19 protein-coding genes are annotated in these 16,365 nt (G+C 63.6%); 10 read left to right on the top strand and 9 right to left on the bottom strand.

What is annotated here, in order from left to right; translation table 11 throughout:
• Window positions 1-2: 2 nt before the first annotated feature.
• Complete coding sequence (glyA, locus tag I6F38_RS02370; RefSeq protein ID WP_157341026.1) at window positions 3-1,304, bottom strand: serine hydroxymethyltransferase; 1,302 nt, start codon at window positions 1,302-1,304, stop codon at window positions 3-5.
• A gap of 607 nt (window positions 1,305-1,911) precedes the next feature.
• Here glyA and I6F38_RS02365 point away from each other — a divergent pair.
• Window positions 1,912-4,188, top strand: coding sequence for a TonB-dependent siderophore receptor (locus tag I6F38_RS02365; protein WP_225158924.1), 2,277 nt, complete (start codon window positions 1,912-1,914; stop codon window positions 4,186-4,188).
• A gap of 191 nt (window positions 4,189-4,379) precedes the next feature.
• Here the strand turns inward: I6F38_RS02365 and I6F38_RS02360 are convergent, their stop codons facing one another.
• The 3 genes from I6F38_RS02360 to I6F38_RS02350 are packed head-to-tail and all read right to left on the bottom strand — an operon-like array spanning window position 4,380 to window position 7,344.
• Window positions 4,380-5,879 (bottom strand): tripartite tricarboxylate transporter permease, encoded by a 1,500-nt coding sequence (locus I6F38_RS02360; protein ID WP_225158923.1) that lies wholly within the window; start codon window positions 5,877-5,879, stop codon window positions 4,380-4,382.
• Complete coding sequence (locus I6F38_RS02355) at window positions 5,879-6,379, bottom strand: tripartite tricarboxylate transporter TctB family protein (protein WP_225158922.1); 501 nt, start codon at window positions 6,377-6,379, stop codon at window positions 5,879-5,881. The genes I6F38_RS02360 and I6F38_RS02355 overlap by 1 nt, the downstream gene beginning before the upstream one ends.
• Window positions 6,376-7,344 (bottom strand): tripartite tricarboxylate transporter substrate binding protein, encoded by a 969-nt coding sequence (locus I6F38_RS02350; protein WP_225158921.1) that lies wholly within the window; start codon window positions 7,342-7,344, stop codon window positions 6,376-6,378. The genes I6F38_RS02355 and I6F38_RS02350 overlap by 4 nt, the downstream gene beginning before the upstream one ends.
• Window positions 7,345-7,673: 329 nt before the next feature.
• On the opposite strand from I6F38_RS02350, the gene I6F38_RS02345 reads away from it, so the two are divergent.
• The 7 genes from I6F38_RS02345 to I6F38_RS02310 all read left to right on the top strand — a co-directional run bounded on the left by I6F38_RS02345 (window position 7,674) and on the right by I6F38_RS02310 (window position 11,240).
• The gene (locus I6F38_RS02345) at window positions 7,674-7,907 is read left to right on the top strand and encodes a hypothetical protein (protein ID WP_092078020.1); all 234 of its coding nucleotides are present in this window, start codon (window positions 7,674-7,676) and stop codon (window positions 7,905-7,907) included.
• A gap of 108 nt (window positions 7,908-8,015) precedes the next feature.
• A complete protein-coding gene (locus I6F38_RS02340; protein ID WP_028340955.1) occupies window positions 8,016-8,405 on the top strand; it encodes a PRC-barrel domain-containing protein in 390 nt (129 codons plus the stop codon).
• A 532-nt stretch (window positions 8,406-8,937) separates the two neighbouring features.
• Complete coding sequence (locus tag I6F38_RS02335) at window positions 8,938-9,393, top strand: Hsp20 family protein (protein WP_057020733.1); 456 nt, start codon at window positions 8,938-8,940, stop codon at window positions 9,391-9,393.
• Window positions 9,394-9,481: 88 nt separating this feature from the next.
• Complete coding sequence (locus I6F38_RS02330; RefSeq protein ID WP_092078022.1) at window positions 9,482-9,805, top strand: hypothetical protein; 324 nt, start codon at window positions 9,482-9,484, stop codon at window positions 9,803-9,805.
• Between the two features lie 9 nt (window positions 9,806-9,814).
• The gene (locus I6F38_RS02325) at window positions 9,815-10,120 is read left to right on the top strand and encodes a hypothetical protein (protein WP_225158920.1); all 306 of its coding nucleotides are present in this window, start codon (window positions 9,815-9,817) and stop codon (window positions 10,118-10,120) included.
• Window positions 10,117-10,299 carry a hypothetical protein gene (locus I6F38_RS02320; protein WP_057020734.1) on the top strand — a complete coding sequence of 61 codons (183 nt, stop codon included), beginning with the start codon at window positions 10,117-10,119 and terminating at the stop codon, window positions 10,297-10,299. Before I6F38_RS02325 ends, I6F38_RS02320 begins: the two co-directional genes overlap by 4 nt.
• A 767-nt stretch (window positions 10,300-11,066) precedes the next feature.
• A complete protein-coding gene (locus I6F38_RS02310; protein ID WP_225158918.1) occupies window positions 11,067-11,240 on the top strand; it encodes a hypothetical protein in 174 nt (57 codons plus the stop codon).
• A gap of 311 nt (window positions 11,241-11,551) precedes the next feature.
• Here I6F38_RS02310 and I6F38_RS02305 read toward each other — a convergent pair whose 3' ends face one another.
• On the bottom strand, window positions 11,552-11,809 hold the full coding sequence (locus I6F38_RS02305) for a DUF3551 domain-containing protein (RefSeq protein WP_092078420.1): 258 nt from the start codon (window positions 11,807-11,809) through the stop codon (window positions 11,552-11,554).
• 185 nt (window positions 11,810-11,994) lie between these two features.
• On the opposite strand from I6F38_RS02305, the gene I6F38_RS02300 reads away from it, so the two are divergent.
• Window positions 11,995-12,375: a hypothetical protein gene (locus tag I6F38_RS02300; protein WP_225158917.1), complete on the top strand. Its 381-nt coding sequence runs from the start codon at window positions 11,995-11,997 to the stop codon at window positions 12,373-12,375.
• 244 nt (window positions 12,376-12,619) lie between these two features.
• On the opposite strand, the gene I6F38_RS02295 is transcribed toward I6F38_RS02300, so the two are convergent.
• The 4 genes from I6F38_RS02295 to I6F38_RS02280 all read right to left on the bottom strand — a co-directional run bounded on the left by I6F38_RS02295 (window position 12,620) and on the right by I6F38_RS02280 (window position 14,956).
• Complete coding sequence (locus tag I6F38_RS02295; RefSeq protein ID WP_050384934.1) at window positions 12,620-12,841, bottom strand: hypothetical protein; 222 nt, start codon at window positions 12,839-12,841, stop codon at window positions 12,620-12,622.
• A 20-nt stretch (window positions 12,842-12,861) separates the two neighbouring features.
• Complete coding sequence (locus tag I6F38_RS02290; RefSeq protein WP_016845011.1) at window positions 12,862-13,092, bottom strand: hypothetical protein; 231 nt, start codon at window positions 13,090-13,092, stop codon at window positions 12,862-12,864.
• A 219-nt stretch (window positions 13,093-13,311) separates the two neighbouring features.
• Window positions 13,312-13,830 carry a MarR family winged helix-turn-helix transcriptional regulator gene (locus tag I6F38_RS02285; protein WP_018271925.1) on the bottom strand — a complete coding sequence of 173 codons (519 nt, stop codon included), beginning with the start codon at window positions 13,828-13,830 and terminating at the stop codon, window positions 13,312-13,314.
• Window positions 13,831-14,494: 664 nt separating this feature from the next.
• Window positions 14,495-14,956 carry a DUF6163 family protein gene (locus I6F38_RS02280; protein ID WP_016845013.1) on the bottom strand — a complete coding sequence of 154 codons (462 nt, stop codon included), beginning with the start codon at window positions 14,954-14,956 and terminating at the stop codon, window positions 14,495-14,497.
• A 213-nt stretch (window positions 14,957-15,169) separates the two neighbouring features.
• On the opposite strand from I6F38_RS02280, the gene hemB reads away from it, so the two are divergent.
• On the top strand, window positions 15,170-16,234 hold the full coding sequence (hemB, locus tag I6F38_RS02275; RefSeq protein WP_225158916.1) for a porphobilinogen synthase: 1,065 nt from the start codon (window positions 15,170-15,172) through the stop codon (window positions 16,232-16,234).
• Window positions 16,235-16,365 lie beyond the last annotated feature (131 nt).

Raw genomic sequence — 16,365 nt, 5'->3', positions numbered from 1 at the left:
TTTTACTGATAGATCGGGAAGCGATCGGTCAGCGCCTTGACGCGCTCCTTGATCGCGGCCTCGACCAGCGGCGCCTTGCCGTCCGGCGACTGCGCCAGCGCGTTCAGCACTTCGGCGATCATGCCGCCGACCTGCTTGAACTCGGCGACGCCGAAGCCGCGCGTGGTCGCCGCCGGCGTGCCGAGCCGCAGGCCGGAGGTGACGAACGGCTTTTCGGGATCGAACGGGATGCCGTTCTTGTTGCAGGTGATGGCGGCGCGCACCAGCGCCTTCTCGGAGATGTTGCCCTTCAGGCCCTTCGGCCTGAGGTCGACCAGCATCAGATGGTTGTCGGTGCCGCCGGAGACGATGTCGAGGCCATGGCCGCGCAACGTCTCCGCCAGCGCCTTGGCGTTCTCGACCACGTTCTTGGCGTAGACCTTGAAATCCGGCCGCAGCGCTTCGGCGAACGCCACCGCCTTGGCGGCGATGACGTGCATCAGCGGACCGCCCTGCAGGCCCGGGAAGATCGCCGAGTTCAGCTTCTTGGCCAGCGTCTCGTCATTGGTGAGGATCAGGCCGCCGCGCGGGCCGCGCAGCGACTTGTGCGTCGTCGTGGTGGTGACGTGGGCGTGCGGCACCGGCGAGGCATGCACGCCGCCGGCCACGAGGCCCGCGAAATGCGCCATGTCGACCAGCAGATACGCGCCGACGGAATCCGCGATCTCGCGGAAGCGCTTGAAGTCCCAGGCGCGCGAATAGGCCGAGCCGCCGGCGATGATCAGCTTCGGCTTGACCTGCTCGGCCTGCTTCTGGACCTCGTCCATGTCGATGATCTGGTCCTCGCGGCGCACGGTGTAGTGCGCGGCCTTGAACCACTTGCCGGACATGTTGACCGGCGAACCATGGGTGAGGTGGCCGCCGGCCGCGAGGTCGAGGCCCATGAAGGTGTCGCCGGGTTGCAGCAGCGCCAGAAACGCCGCCTGGTTCATCTGGCTGCCGGAGTTCGGCTGGACGTTGGCGAAGCCGGCGCCGAACAGCTTCTTGGCGCGCTCGATCGCCAGCGTCTCGGCAACGTCGACCCACTCGCAACCGCCGTAGTAGCGCGCGCCCGGATAACCCTCCGCGTATTTGTTGGTCATCACCGAGCCCTGCGCCTCCAGCACGGCGCGGCTGACGATGTTTTCGGAGGCGATCAGCTCGATCTCATGACGCTGCCGGCCGAGCTCGCCCTTGATCGCGGCGGCGATCTCGGGATCGGCCTGGGCGAGGGTCGCGGTGAAGAAGGAATCGGGCGCGGAAGCGGTCTTGCTGGATGAGGTCATCGGCGAAATATCTCCACCGCCGCAAGCCTTTAGGCAGGGTGCGGACGGTCACGAGTGGCGGTCGAAGCTGGTTTCAGAGCGTTATCACATCGCCCCAAAATGGCCAAGCGGTTGCGGTCCCTGGCGGTCAATTATGCCAGATATGGTGGGGACGGCGGGGATTGCCAGCCGGCCGGACGGCCGCCCCCGCCGCCCGGTTCCCGCCGCGCGGCCAGCACGGCTGTGGCAGCCGCCAAATGGAACGTGACAACCCCTTCCCGACCGCTCGGGGCCGCGGACAAGACAACCATCGCCTCGAGGTTTCAACGCGTTGCTCGCGCAACCGCGCGACATCGGACTGGCTTGATCATGTCGCGCGCGATCGCGATGCATCGACTCACGAGATGACGAGACAATTTTTGAATCGTTCGATTTTTGAATCGTTCAACACTGGATCGATTCAAGGCTCTCACGCGATGCGTGCAATTGCGCGTCATACGCCGTTGTCTCCCGGTCACACAGCCGAGCTTAGCGTGCAACTTCGACAGCTTCTAACCCCGTGCAGGCTGCTCGCGAAAATCACCGTGATAACGACTCGCTCAAGATTTTTTTACGGAGCGTGGAATAAATGTCGTGCAGGTGGACTCGGCCGCAGCGGTTTGCTGCTTCGGCTGTCGTGGTGTTTTCGGTTGTTGGTGCGGACGATGTCTTCGCCCAGACGCAATTGCCGTCCGTGACAGTCGAGGCGCCGCAGCGGCAGGCGGTGCGGTCGCAGCAGCCCTCGCAACGGACCACGCGCGCACGCAGCGCCTCGCGCCGCACGACGGCCGCCCCGGTGGGCGCGCAGCCACAGACCGCTCAGCAGCCCGCGGGCGCCGGCGGCGGGCACGAACGTGCCAACGGCCCGGTCACCGGCTATCTGGCGCGGCTGAGCGCCAGCGGCACCAAGACCAGCACGCCGATCATCCAGACGCCGCAATCGGTGTCGGTCATCAGCGCCGAGCAGATCCGCGACCAGAAGATCGTCAGCAAGTTCGACGAGGTGCTGCGCTACACGCCGGGCGTCATCGGCGGCACCTATGGCGCCGATTTCCGCAACGACTGGTTCATGATCCGCGGCTTCCCCGCGCAGAACGAGTCGCTGTTCCTCGACGGCCTGCAGCTGTTCTACACCTCCTATGCGAGCTGGAAGCTGCAGCCCTTCAATCTCGAACGTGTCGAGGTGCTGCGCGGTCCGTCCGGCATCCTGTATGGCGGCTCGGCGCCGGGCGGCCTCGTCAACGCGGTGAGCAAGCTGCCGCAGGCCGAGCCCATTCGCTACATCGAGACCGGCGTCAACAATTTCGGCAACGCCTATACCCAGTTCGACATCGGCGGCGCGACGGCGCAGCCCGGCAATGGCCAGGTGCAGTACCGCCTGGTCGGCCAGGCCCAGGGCGGCGGCACTCAGACCGACTATGTCTACGACAACAACTTCTTCTTTGCCCCGTCGGTGACCTGGCGGCCCGATGCCGACACCAGCCTCACCGTGTTCGGCATGGCCTCGCACAGCAACACCCGCGCGCTGAACTTCCTGCCCTATGTCGGCACCGTCACCAACGCGCCGTTCGGCCGGATTCCGACCAGCCTGTTCGTCGGCGATCCCAGCGCCGACCAGTTTCGCCGCGACCAGCAGATGGTCGGCTACCAGTTCCAGAAGAGCGTGACCGACAGCGTCGATTTCCGCCAGAACGCGCGCATGGCGCATGTCGATGTCTATTATGCCGGCCTCTATGGGCTCGGCTACGCGACGACGCCGGCCGCCGCCGACATCACCCGCGGCAATTTCTACACCCGCGGCATCGCCACCCAGCTCAACCTCGACAATCAGCTCGAATACCGCTTCACCACCGGCGCGCTGCAGCACACCGCATTGGTCGGCGTCGATCTGAAATATTACGGCATCGACGACCGCCAGGGTTTTGGCATGGGCACCAATCTCAACGTGCTCAATCCGGTCTACGGCACCAACCTGCCGTACAGCGGCCCGCTCTATCAGAACGGCTATCTCGCCCAGGGCATGGCCGGCCTCTATCTGCAGGATCAGGTCAAGCTCGACCGCCTGACGGTTGTGCTGTCCGGACGCCAGGACTGGGTCGATCTCACCAACAACAACCGGATCGGCGCGTCCCAGGGCCGCGACGACAGCAAGTTCTCCGGCCGTGTCGGCGCGATCTACAATTTCGACAGCGGCGTTGCGCCCTACGTCTCCTACATGACGGGCTACAATCCGGTCATCGGCACCACCGCGTCCGGCCAATTGCTGCTGCCGGAAACCTCCGAGCAGACCGAGGTCGGCGTCAAATACGAGCCGGTCGGGCTCAACGCACGGTTCGGCGTCGCGTATTTCGACCTCAAGCGCAAGAACGCGCTGACCACCGATCCCAGCAACCCGCTGTTCCAGACCCAGAACGGCGAAGTCACCTCGCGCGGCGTCGAGCTCGAGGCGGTCGCGAACATCACGCGCGATTTCAAGTTGGTGGCGAGCTACACCAATTACGAGCTGTTCGTCAGCAAGGACCTCAATCCCGCGCTGATCGGCACCGTGCCGACCAACGCGCCGCAGCAGCTCGCATCGGTGTGGACCGACTACACCTTCCGCGACGGCCCGCTCACGGGCTTCGGCTTCGGCGGCGGCGTGCGCTATGTCGGCTCGTCCTTTGCCGACACCGCGAACACCGCACGCGTCCCGGGGGTCGTGCTTGGCGACCTCGCCTTGCATTACGAATGGGACAACAACTGGCGCGCGGCGCTCAACGTCGTGAACGTCACTGACAAGATTTATGTCGCGAGCTGCGCGACCATCAGCTCCTGCTACTACGGCGATCGCCGCCGCATCACGGCGAGCCTCGCCTACAAATGGTGAGCTGAACTATCAGTTCACGGAAAATCATGTGACCGAGAGGCGGCATTCGGCCGCCTCTCTTTTTTCGCTGTCGTCAGGGTGGTGTCAGCTTGTCGCGCTAGGTTTCGCGTCGCGGCGATATTTGCCGTGCCCAGACTGGCCCGCTCCGAAATGCGAGCCCCGGAGCGGGCCTTTTACGGTCTGGTCGCGCCCTAATCCTCGTTCGCCTTGAATCGCCCCAGCCCCTTGAGCACGAACGGCGCCAGCAGCGCGATCAGCGCGATGCCAAGCAGCGTCGCCGACATCGGGCTTTGCAGCAGCACCATGGGATCGCCGAGGCTGATCGCCAGCGCGCGGCGCAACTGGCTTTCGGCGATCGGCCCGAGGATCAGCCCGATCACGACGGGCGCGATCGGGAAGTCGAACCGGCGCATCAGAAAGCCCATGACGCCGAACGCCGCCAGCATCGACAGCTCGACGACCGACGGCTTCGCCGCGATCGTGCCCATGGTGGCGAACACCAGGATGCCGGCATAGAGCCAGGGCTGCGGGATCGCCAGCAGCCGCACCCAAAGGCCGACTAGCGGCAGATTGAGCACCAGCAGCATGCCGTTGGCGATGAACAGGCTCGCGATCAGGCCCCACACCAGGTCGGGCCGCTCCGCGAACAACAGCGGCCCCGGGTTGAGGCCGTATTGCTGGAAGCCCGCCAGCATCATTGCAGCCGTTGCCGAGGTCGGCAGCCCGAGCGTCAAAAGTGGCACCAGCGTGCCGGCGGCGGACGCGTTGTTCGCCGCTTCCGGCCCTGCGACGCCTTCGATCGCGCCCTTGCCGAACTCCTCGGGATGTTTGGTGAGGCGCCGCTCGGTGGAATAGGACAGGAATGTCGGGATCTCCGCCCCGCCGGCCGGCAGCGCCCCGATCGGAAAACCGAACAGCGTGCCGCGCAGCCACGGCCTCCACGACCGCCGCCAGTCCTCCCGCGTCATCCACAACGAGCCGCGCACCGGCTCGAGCTTCTCCTCGGCGTGATGACGGCGCGAGGCGACATAGAGCGCCTCCCCGACCGCGAACAGGCCGACCGCGAGCGTCGTCACCTCGACGCCGTCGAGCAGTTCGGGGATGCCGAAGGCAAGCCGCGCCTGACCGGTCAGCTTGTCGATGCCGACCAGCCCGAGCGTGAGGCCGATGAACAGGCTGGTGAGGCCGCGGACCGGCGAGTCGCCGAAGGTCGCCGACACCGTGACGAAGGCGACGCACATCAGCGCGAAGTAATCCTCCGGCCCGAAGCGCACGGCGAAATCGACCAGCCATGGCGCGAGGAATGCGAGGCCGATGGTGGCGATGGTGCCGGCCACGAACGAGCCGATCGCCGAGGTCGCCAGCGCCGGGCCGCCGCGGCCGGCCTTGGCCATCTTGTTGCCCTCGAGCGCGGTCGCCATCGACGCGCTCTCGCCCGGCGTATTGATCAGGATCGCGGTGGTCGATCCGCCATACATGCCGCCATAATAGATGCCGGCGAACATGATCAGCGAGCCGCCGGGATCGAGCTTGTAGGTCACCGGCAGCAGCAGCGCGACCGTCAGCGCCGGTCCGATGCCCGGCAACACGCCGACCGCGGTGCCCAGGAACACGCCGATCAGGGCGTAGAGCAGGTTCATCGGCTGCATGGCGACCGCCATGCCGTGCGCCAGCGCGGCGAAGGTGTCCATCACAGCAGTCGCTCCAGCGGGCCGGCGGGAAGGCTCAGCGTCAACAGCTTGTCGAACGCGAGATAAATCAGCGTCGTGATCACCAGCGCGATGGCGGTGTCGGCGAGGACGGCGCGGCGGCCGAACGCCGCCGACGTGGTGACGAACAGCGCCGAGGTCGCGAGGATGAAGCCGCCGCCAAGGCCGATGACGGCGATCAGGAGCGCCAGGCCGCCGATGATCAGCCACACCGGTTTCGGATCCATGCTCTCGCGCGGCGGCAGGTTGCCGCGCAGCGCGTCGATCAGATTGCCGACCGCGAGGATGACAAGGCCGATTGCGATGACGACCGGCATCGCCTCCGGCCCCATGCCGTACATCGTGGTGGACGGCAGCTTGCTGGCGTCCCACACCAGCACCGCGGCAAGCCCGGCAAGCGCGGCCGCGATGACCACGCCGGCGCGATCGACCCGCCGCGCCGGCGCGGGCGGGAGGTTTTCAGACGCCGCGTCCGGCGTCATGACTTCACGAGGCCGACGGACTTCAGCACCTCGGTCACGCGCGTGATCTCCTTCTTCAGGAAATCCGCGAAGGCGTCGCCACCGAGATAGGCGTCGTCCCAGCCCTTCTGCTTCAGGATCTCCTTCCAGGAATCGGACTTCACCATCTTCTCGACCGCATCGCTCAGCACCTTGCGCTGCTCCGGCGTGATGCCGGGCGGTGCGACCACCGAGCGCCAATTGGCCAGCACGAGATCGATGCCCTGCTCCTTGAAGGTCGGGATATCGACGCCCGGCAATCGGTTCGCCGACGTGACGCCGAGCGCGCGCAACTTGCCGGCCTTGATCTGGCCTTCATATTCGCTGAGGCCGGAAATGCCGGCCGTGACCTTGCCGCCGAGAATGGCTGCGAGCGACTCGCCGCCGCCCGAGAACGGAATGTAGTTGATCTTCTTGGCATCGGCGCCGACCGTGCCCGCGAACAGCGCCGCCATCACGTGGTCGACGCCACCGGCCGAGCCGCCGGCAAAGGTCACCTTGGCGATATCGGCCTTCACCGCGGTGGCGAGATCCTGCGTCGTCTTGATCGGCGAGTTCGCCGGCACCACGATGACCTGGGTCTCCTCGGTGAGGCGCGCAATCGGCGTCACCTGATCCAGCGTCACCGGCGACTTGTTCATGGCGAGTGCGCCCACCATGACGAAGCCGTTCACCATCATCTGGTTGCCGTCGCCCTTGGCGCCGTTGACGAACTGCGCAATGCCGACGCTGCCGCCGGCGCCGGGAACGTTGGTGACTTGGACGCTGCGTGCGACACCGGAGGCGACCAGCGCCTGCTGCATCGAGCGCGCGGTCTGATCCCAGCCGCCGCCGGGCGCCGCCGGCGCCATCAGCTTGAGCTCGAGCTGCTGCGCGGGCGCCGGACCGCTCGCCCCAAGCAACAGCGCGACGACCGCGCCGACCAGGCGCATGTGGGACGGGATCATGAGGCTTCCTCCTGAATTTTCGGAAACAGCCTGCCGATCGCCGGCTGCATCCGGTCACGTGACCGCATCGCCATTCGGACAGCGCGGTCCCTTCGGGTCAGGAATCGCTCGCCGATCTCGCGTCTGCGTATCCCTAGCGACCATTCGCCACAGCCTTCGGCAAGCCGGAGGGCGCGGCTCGCCAGTGCTGCAAATCGCCGCACCATCTCCGATCATTTTTCGCTTGCTTTGATTCGGAGCGCCTCGCCAACGCAAGCCTGTCCTAGGAACCTTCGCCATTTTCTCCCGTTCCACCTCCGCCGATTGGTACGGCTATTGGAGGAGAGAACATGAAGTTTAAGACCATTGTCGCGGCATCTTTGCTTGCCGCTTTCGTCACGCCGGCATTTGCAGCGGATGAATTCTACGTCGTGCAGGACGTGAAGACGAAGAAGTGCACGATCGTCGACAAGAAGCCGGTCGACACGACGACCACCGTCGTCAGCCCGTCGGGCACTGTCTACAAGACGCGCTCCGAGGCCGAGACCGGCATGAAGAGCGTCAAGGTCTGCACCTCGAACTAGAAGGCGATCGCATGCCAGTCATCATTCTCTGGGCTGTGCCGGCGATCATCGTCATCGGCGGCGGCATCTACCTGATCGGCCATATGCACTGAAGCAAGGAGACCTCTTATGAAGAAGTTGGCTATCGGCTGCATCATGGCTGCGGCGTTCGCTACCGCCGCGCATGCAGCAACCACCATGCCCGCCGCGCCGGCGGACAGTTCGACCATCACCAACTACTACAAGCAGAATGTCTACGACCCGAAGGAATCCAAGATCGGGACGATCGACGACGTGCTTGTCGACAAGTCCGGCAAGGTGACCGGTCTCGTCGTCGGTGTCGGCGGCTTCCTCGGCGCCGGCGAGAAGGACGTGATCGTGCCGTTCACAGCCGTCAAGTCTCAAAAGAAGGACGACAAGTGGTGGCTTACGCTCGACGAGACCAAGGACAGCCTGAAGGCCGCGCCCGGTTTCAAATACGATCGCGCCAGCACGACGTGGAAGCCGGAGAACAAGTAACACCGACGTCCCGTCTGCTCACTGAGGGCAGACGGGACGCTGCGGCAGATCACTCACTTGATGGTGGCGCGGTCGAAGCTCGCCCGATACGCATCAGGTAACGCGCCAAACCACGAAATGGCCCCAGCACCTTTGGGGGCCTGGAGGCCGGTGCTGGGGCCGTTTGCCTGATCCGGGGCTGAGCTATTGGAGGCAGGCTCCCCCATCCATCAAGAACCGCGCGGTTCCAGCATTAGCTTATGTAAATCGGCGATCCGATTTTCCACGGCGATGTCCTGTCTGCAACACGCCTCCCTCGAGGCGGGCTGATCGCAGGCATTCAAACGGCGCGGCCGCAGGTGGCAGTTCTGACGCGGCAATCGCAAAAATTTTTCGGCCGGGTTCTTGACACGATATCTCCGGTTTTTAATTTCTTTCGCGCCAGCCCCCAACGCGGAGGCTGGGGCCTGGTCGCCCCTCGGGGCCAGGCGAGACGGGCACCGGTCGTGTCCGGTGCCGTTCATATCCATCTTGCTCTATGGAGGATTTGGCTATGCGCACATACGACTTCTCTCCCCTGTTCCGGTCGACCATCGGATTCGACCGGCTCTTTGATCTTGCCGAAGCAGCCCACCGGGCCGGCGAAGATCACTACCCGCCCTACAACATCGAACGGCTGTCCGAAGACAGCTATCAGATCGTGCTCGCGATCGCCGGTTTTGCGCCGGATGAGATTTCCGTCACGGCAGAGCAGAACGTTCTGACTGTCGAAGGCGTCAAGGTCGAGAAGGCCGAGCGCGAATACATCTATCAGGGCATCTCGACGCGCAGATTCAAGCGCCAGTTCAGCCTGGCCGACTACGTCGAGGTCAAGAGCGCGGCGTTCGACAACGGGCTTCTCAGGATCGAGCTGGCGCGCGAAGTGCCGGAGGCGATGAAGCCGCGACGCATCGCGATCAACGCGGCATCGAACACGGCGCCCCGACAGCTCGAAAACGTCGCCGCCTGATTGAACCGGCGAAGCCGCGTCCGACGAACAGGTCGCGGCTTCGTCTTCTCACTCTTCTCAGCAACTCGTCTTTCGAACGGAGGTATCCATGCGGCCGACGACCGCGCCTGCTCATAACGTTATTGGCTTTCATCTGCCGATTGGCGATCACCACCAATATGAGGTCCCGCACGATGTGGTGCGGGATTCTCGCCTGAGCCTGGCCGAGAAACGCGCTCTCCTGGCATCCTGGGCCTCGGACGCCAGCGCTGTAGCGTCCAATCCCGCTTTGCGCGCACCCAAGGGGCTCAAAGCGCCCGTTCCTGTCAGCGACATCCTCGAAGCGCTTCGCGCGCTCGACAGCGATCCGCACCATCCGCCAGGCGGCCGGCCTGCCCGCCTGCGCTCCGTCGACCGCTGCCTGGCTGCATAGGAGCGCGAGATGACAGACATCAGGCTACCGAAGCAGGTCATCGACCGCCTCGAGGGACGCTGGCGGTCAAGATTTGGACAGGCAAGGCGCCGGAGCTCAGAACTGTTCGACCACCGGCTTGAACAGTTGCGCGCTCATCGCAACAATATTCATCGGTATCGGCGATTGCTGCAGACCCAGCTCTCCGACCTCGAGCGCGAATTCATCGAAAGACGGCTGTCCGAAGAAACCACGGCAATGCAAGGCCTCGCGGCCGACATTCCATCCCTTCCCTCCTCGTTCGATCGCGCAGCTTGCGAGGAGATCAAGCCATGAATGGGCTGCAACAACTGCTCATAAGAGGCAGCGAAAAAGTCATCGGTCACTATCAATTCCTGCTGGATAGCGCGACCTCGGAACAAGAGCGCGAACGCTATCGACGGAGGATCGAGGAAGAACGCCGGATACTAGGCCGGTTGCTCGACGATTCCGATCGGTCGTCACGCGCGGCGTGAGCGATTCAGGGCGGCGGGAGAGCAAATCCGCTCGTGATGCCCGCCGCTCGCCTCGCGCGAAGGCCGCAAAGCCACCCGCGTGCCTTCGAACCATCAAAGGACGCGTCCGTTATCCGGAGGCTTGGTACGCATCCGGGAGACGTTGCCTTATGTATCTGATCTACTCTTTCGCTGTCTTCCTCGCTGTGACCGGCGCAATCTTTGGCTCATTGGTCACGCTGGAGAAGATCTTTCATTCCATGGGTTCCGCCTAACGATCCCGATCGAAGGTCTCGGATCGGAGCCCTGGTTCGGAATTTCACCCTAGCAAAAGCCAGGCCATGGAGGCGATGAGAGCCACAAGCGACACGGTCGCAGCGCTGACAAAGGCAATCTCCACACCGTCGATATGGTGGTGGTTTGTATGCATTGAGCGTCCTCCTAGATGGGTGCCCGCGGACCTTGAGACAGTAGCCACGCCGCCAAATTGGCGGTGGTTTCGTCATGCCGCGCCTGCCTCAACAGGGTCTCTCGCTCTCGACAGGGAGGAAGGTTCTTGGCCCGTTGACGTAGCCGTTCGGCTTCTTGGGCAAGGCGTTTTTCAAGGGGCAAAATCTGCCTAACCCGGCGTCGTCGCTTCATGGCTCCTCTCTCCAACGCTGACGTTTGGCTGCCCCAAAAGCAAAATCAAAAAGCCCGGGAAGCCTAAAAAGTTCCTGCCAGCTTCGCGTCCATGAGATCAGACGGATGGAACTGGCGAAACGGCATGGACGTTACAGGGCATGGGCATGGCCAAGGACCTGAAGAAGCAGGCCAAGACCGCCGAGCAGGCGGCGGTGCGGACGGCTGACGAATTCGCGGCCGAGCAAATGAAGAGCCTCGCCCAAGCGTTCCGGGCTCAGGCCGAGGTCGTCAAACGAAACAAGAAAAAGAAGAAAGATGAGCTTCACCGTAAAAGCTAAGTGCAAGATTGGAGAGATCGTGCACCGTCGTGGCACGGCCGAAGCAGCTCTACGCAAGGCAAAAGAGCTTTCACGGTCGCAGTGTTACGACATCCACATCGTGACACCTGAAGGCCGAGACTACGACTCGTCCGAGTTTGGGGATCTTCCCCGCACGCCACTGGCTGTGCGCGTTGCTCAGAAAGGCCACACCTATCCATAGGGCAGGAGAGGTTTCAAAACGGCAGGCTCAAAAAGCGGCCCCGGCTAACCGCATCACCCTTAGGGTGCGCCCTTCCCCAACCGCCTCGCGCGCGCCATCGGCGCGACAATCAATAGCGGTCGCGATATCCCCGCCGCTGCTGACCATATGCGGCACGAGGATTGATCCCGCAGGTCACGTTCCTTCCGGAAGCTGACGCGAGACACTGGGCGCGGGTTTGGTACATGCAATCGCCGGGATAGCCGACGCCGCGCCCCTGCACGCACCAGCGATAATCCCGGGCGCTGGCTGGGCTCACACTTGCCAGTCCTGCAACGCCGAACGCCAGGACGAACGCCAGGACAGCGAATAGGACGGTTGTGCGCATGATCGGCTCCTCGCAAGCAATCGAGGACCAACGGAGCAGCAAGATCAGCGTTCCCTTCGATAGTGGCCGGCCGGTTAGCAAGATCGCAAGCCGCAGCCGGAGCGGCCGCGCCGAGCGCGAGCGCAGGAACCATGCTCCGTTGGGTCGGTTGTCGGAAACCATCCATCCCACACAAGTCAATCGGCATGCCGTCGCGACTGCTTTGGTTTTTAGGGTTCCCGGTTCTGGTTGTTCTGGGTGGTTGCGGCGATCAACTCGAGTGCGATTCAATCGAAACCCGGAAGGCCGTGCTCCAGACCATCTCCAACGATCACCGCAATCCGCTTGTCAATTTCGCCGCCAGGGAATCGACGGCGAAGCCCACTGCCGAAAACGCAAAGCCACAATACCTCCTCGGTGAAAAGATCGTCACGACGTCGGCAAGTGAGGACAAGCGAACATTGCAATGCAGCGGCGGCATCTCGGTTTCTGTGGGGGACATCAAGGCTTCCAAGGAAGTCGAATTCACCGTGCAGAAATCGAGCGACGGAAAGTTGGCGGTTTCGGTTGCTCCATTTCAGTTTTGAGGTGCGACAAACTCAGTGTCGTCCTGGCGAAAGCCAGGACCCATTACCCCAAATCTCAATTGTTGCGCGACGCTGGGGCCGCGATCCCGCTCATCGCCAAATGCGGTGGTTATAGGTCCTGCTTCAGGACGACGATCGTGCGTGAGGAACCCGCACCGTCATCGCGTCGTTGCGAGCAAAGCAAATCGCCGCCGAGGAAGCCTTGCCGACGACGCGGAATCAGACCGCGAAGCCAGGCGCGCCGCTACAGCCCGGTATAGCCGGCCTTCACGTGGTCGGTACTACCGTCGAGCTGGCGCAGATAGGTCAGCCCGCACACCGTCAACCGATGCGGATCGCGCTCGCCGGCGTCGAACAGCGTCTGCACGTACTCTGTGACCTTCGCCCGCGCTTCCTCGCTCGCAGCGGGCGTGCGGTTGAGCAGCAGATCATACGTCTGCATGATCCGATCGATAGCGGCTTCCATTGAAGTCTCCGGGTTGACGCTCAGGCGACCACCAGCGTCTCGGCCTCGAACTTCGCGATCGCCTTGTTGGCGAGGCGGAGGCGATTCATCTCACCACGCTGGAACAGCTTCACGATGATGCCGAGCAGGCGCTCATTGGTGGCGAAATTGTCGGGGATGGCGCCGGATTTGCGCAGATAGTTCGAGGCGATCGCGTAGGCGTCACCGACGACCTCGACATTCAGCACCTCAATCCCGCGTTCGAGCAACATATCCCTGCCTCTCCGTTGGCTAACGGATAAGCCGCAGGGAACGCCTTGGTTCCTCGCCGGGGCCCATTTATTTTCGCAGGTGCAGCATGAAAAACGCATCGGCCGGGCATGACCGATGCGTTGACTGGAGCAAGGTTGGACTGGAGCAAGGCTGGACTGAAGGAAGGCTGCCGGTCTTCTCGCGCGGCCGGCTTGGCCATCAGGCGAAAACGGGAAGGCTCAGAGGCGATACAGGATCTGGTCGGTCCAGAAGCGCTCGAGGCGATGCAGCGACTTGTTGAGGCTCGCGAACTCCTCGTTCGAGATGCCGCCGACCTGCTCCACCGTCTTGACGTGCTTCTGATAGAGCGCGTCGACGATCTTGCGGACTTCCTGGCCCTGCGGGGTCAGACGGATACGGACCGAGCGGCGATCGACGCGCGAGCGCTGATGATCGAGGAAGCCGAGCTCGACGAGCTTCTTCAGATTGTAGGAGACGTTGGAGCCGAGATAGTAGCCGCGGGTGCGCAGCTCGCCGGCGGTCAACTCCTTGTCGCCGATGTTGTACAGGAGCAGCGCCTGCACCGAGTTGATGTCGGCGCGGCCACGACGATCGAATTCGTCCTTGATGACGTCGAGGAGCCGGCGATGCAGCCGCTCCACCAAAGTCAGGGCTTCGAGATAGAGCGGCTGCACCGGAGCTTGACCGGTAGCGCGATCGGCGGCATCCGCCGCCGTTGTCGCAACGGCTTTCATCATGACACTTCCCCTGTTTGTCGTTTTTATCGACTTTATTCGACGAAACTTGTGTCCCGCCTGATAGGTCCAACGTAAGGGGGCCGTTTGAATATCCGCTTAAATAAGAGAATAAAGAGATCATGAATTTAAGACAGTGAATCGTGGATTAAGCCCATGGATCAAAGGCTTTTCGCAACTTTTCATTGACGGTGGCGGACCCTTGTTCACGCTTCGTCTGCCTGCCCTGTCACATTCGGAAACAGCATCGTCTGAATTCGAAACGGTGGCGTAACGGGTATGAGGGAACCCTTTACGGTGACCGATCGGTTACCGGAAAATTCTTTGAAAATTTTATCGGAGTGCGGCGGCGGGACGTGCACGCGATGCGCGCAAGCGGTGCAGATCTGTTGCGGAGAGCCAGACCGGTTCCGCCGTCGGCCCGCGCAAAGCCGGCCGGCACACGCGCCGAGGTCCGGTGAAATGGGCCCCGACGGCAGGTCCCGTAGAGACGGTCCCGCAAGGGAGTGTCTCAAACGGATGCGATCTGTCGGCACCCACCTATCAGAACCAGCAATGCTGTCTTCTCGTTGCGCGCACGGCTGCCAAATATTGCCGGCCGCGGCCGGCTATTCGTGGCGCTGTCGCCACGGGGCAACAGTGCATCCGGCCATCGCTGCACGCCGGCCTATGGCGGGCGTTCGCGCGCCGACATCCAGGCCAGCGCGAGATACGCGGCGAGCATCAGCGCCTCGAGCCCGACCACGGTGAGGCTGCCGCCATAGATGCCGGGAAACATCAGCTCGATGACCGCCATCGACACCACAGTGGTCAGCCACACCACGGCGCCCCAGGGCGTCGCGAGCCAGAGCCCGACGGCGGCGACGAGCTCGATGACGGCGAAATAGATCGTGGCGGTCTGCCAGGCCATCGACTGGTTCTCGAAGGCCTCCTCCTCGCCGCCGACGAAGCCGGTCACCTGGGCCCAGTGATAGAGGCCCTTGGCGACCGAGACGACGGCCATGATGCGCAGGAAGATGACGAGGCGCCGCGTCCACGCATTGTCGTCCGGCTCGATCCGGTCGGACGAGATCGCGCTCACCGAGATGGCATTGTCCCGCGCCTGATCGCGTGCAGAGGTGTCAGACATCCGAATCGCCGCAGAGCGGCTGCAAAATGGGGTTCATGGGCGCAGTCTTGGCCCGCCGGGGACGCAAAATCAATTGCCGTTGCGGCAAATCAAGGGCGCCACGGATGCAATAGCGGCACAATGACGGCGGCCCTGACAGGTGCTAGAACCGGACTTATATCAGGTCCAGACCTTATCAGGTCCAGACCAGCCGTCCGTCGAGGAGAAGAAGACATGGCGATCAAATTCGGGCGCCCGATCGAACTGCGCGATGCGCCCCGGCGCCAGACTGACGCCCTCGCCTCCCCCTCGCTCGACCTCACGATCCGGATGCGGCGCAACCGCAAGTCGGAATGGGCCCGCCGCCTGGTGCGCGAGAACGTGCTGACCACCAACGACCTGATCTGGCCGATGTTCGTGGTTGATGGCAACAACACCCGCACGCCGGTGGCCTCGATGCCCGGCGTCGACCGGCTCACCGTCGACCAGATCGTCCGCGACGCCGAGCGCGCGGCAAAGCTCAACATCCCCTGCATCGCGCTGTTCCCGTTCACCGAGCCGTCGCTGCGCGACGAGCAGGGCTCGGAGGCGCTCAATCCCGACAATCTGGTCTGCCAGGCGGTGCGCGCGATCAAGCAGGAGTTTCCCGACATCGGCGTGCTGTGCGACGTCGCGCTCGATCCCTTCACCAGCCATGGCCATGACGGGCTGATCGAGGGCGGCAGGATCCTCAATGACGAGACCGTCGCGGTGCTGGTGAAGCAGGCGCTGACCCAGGCCGAGGCCGGCTGCGACGTGATCGCGCCGTCGGACATGATGGACGGCCGGATCGGTGCGATCCGCGAGGCGCTCGACGACAACGGCTTCGGCGACGTGCAGATCATGTCCTATGCGGCGAAATACGCGTCCGCCTTCTACGGCCCGTTCCGCGACGCGATCGGCTCGGCCAAGACGCTGACCGGCGACAAGCGCACCTACCAGATGGACAGCGCCAATTCCGACGAGGCGCTGCGCGAGGTCGAGCTCGACATCGCCGAGGGCGCCGACATGGTGATGGTGAAGCCCGGCATGCCCTATCTCGACATCGTCCGCCGCGTGAAGGACCATTTCGCGATGCCGACCTTCGTGTACCAGGTGTCCGGCGAGTACGCGATGATCGCGGGCGCCGCCGCCAATGGCTGGATCGACGGCGAGCGCGCGATGATGGAGAGCCTGGTCGGCTTCAAGCGCGCCGGCGCCGACGGCATCCTCACCTATTTCGCGCCGAAGGCCGCCGAGAAGATCAAGGCGGAGAGCTGACAGCCGTCGCCCGTTATTGCGACAAGTGGATTGCTTCGCGCCGCTCGCAATGACGGCGCGAAGATAGAACCGCTCGATCCAGCCCCCGAATCGCCGGATTATTTCGGCTAGTTAATGTTCGCGCAGGCTTG

Source organism: Bradyrhizobium sp. BRP56 (assembly GCF_020194035.1).
In the GTDB taxonomy this organism is placed as follows: Bacteria; Pseudomonadota; Alphaproteobacteria; order Rhizobiales; family Xanthobacteraceae; genus Bradyrhizobium; species Bradyrhizobium australafricanum.
Note: the sequence above shows the minus strand (reverse complement) of the source record. Positions and strands in the feature narration are given on the sequence as shown.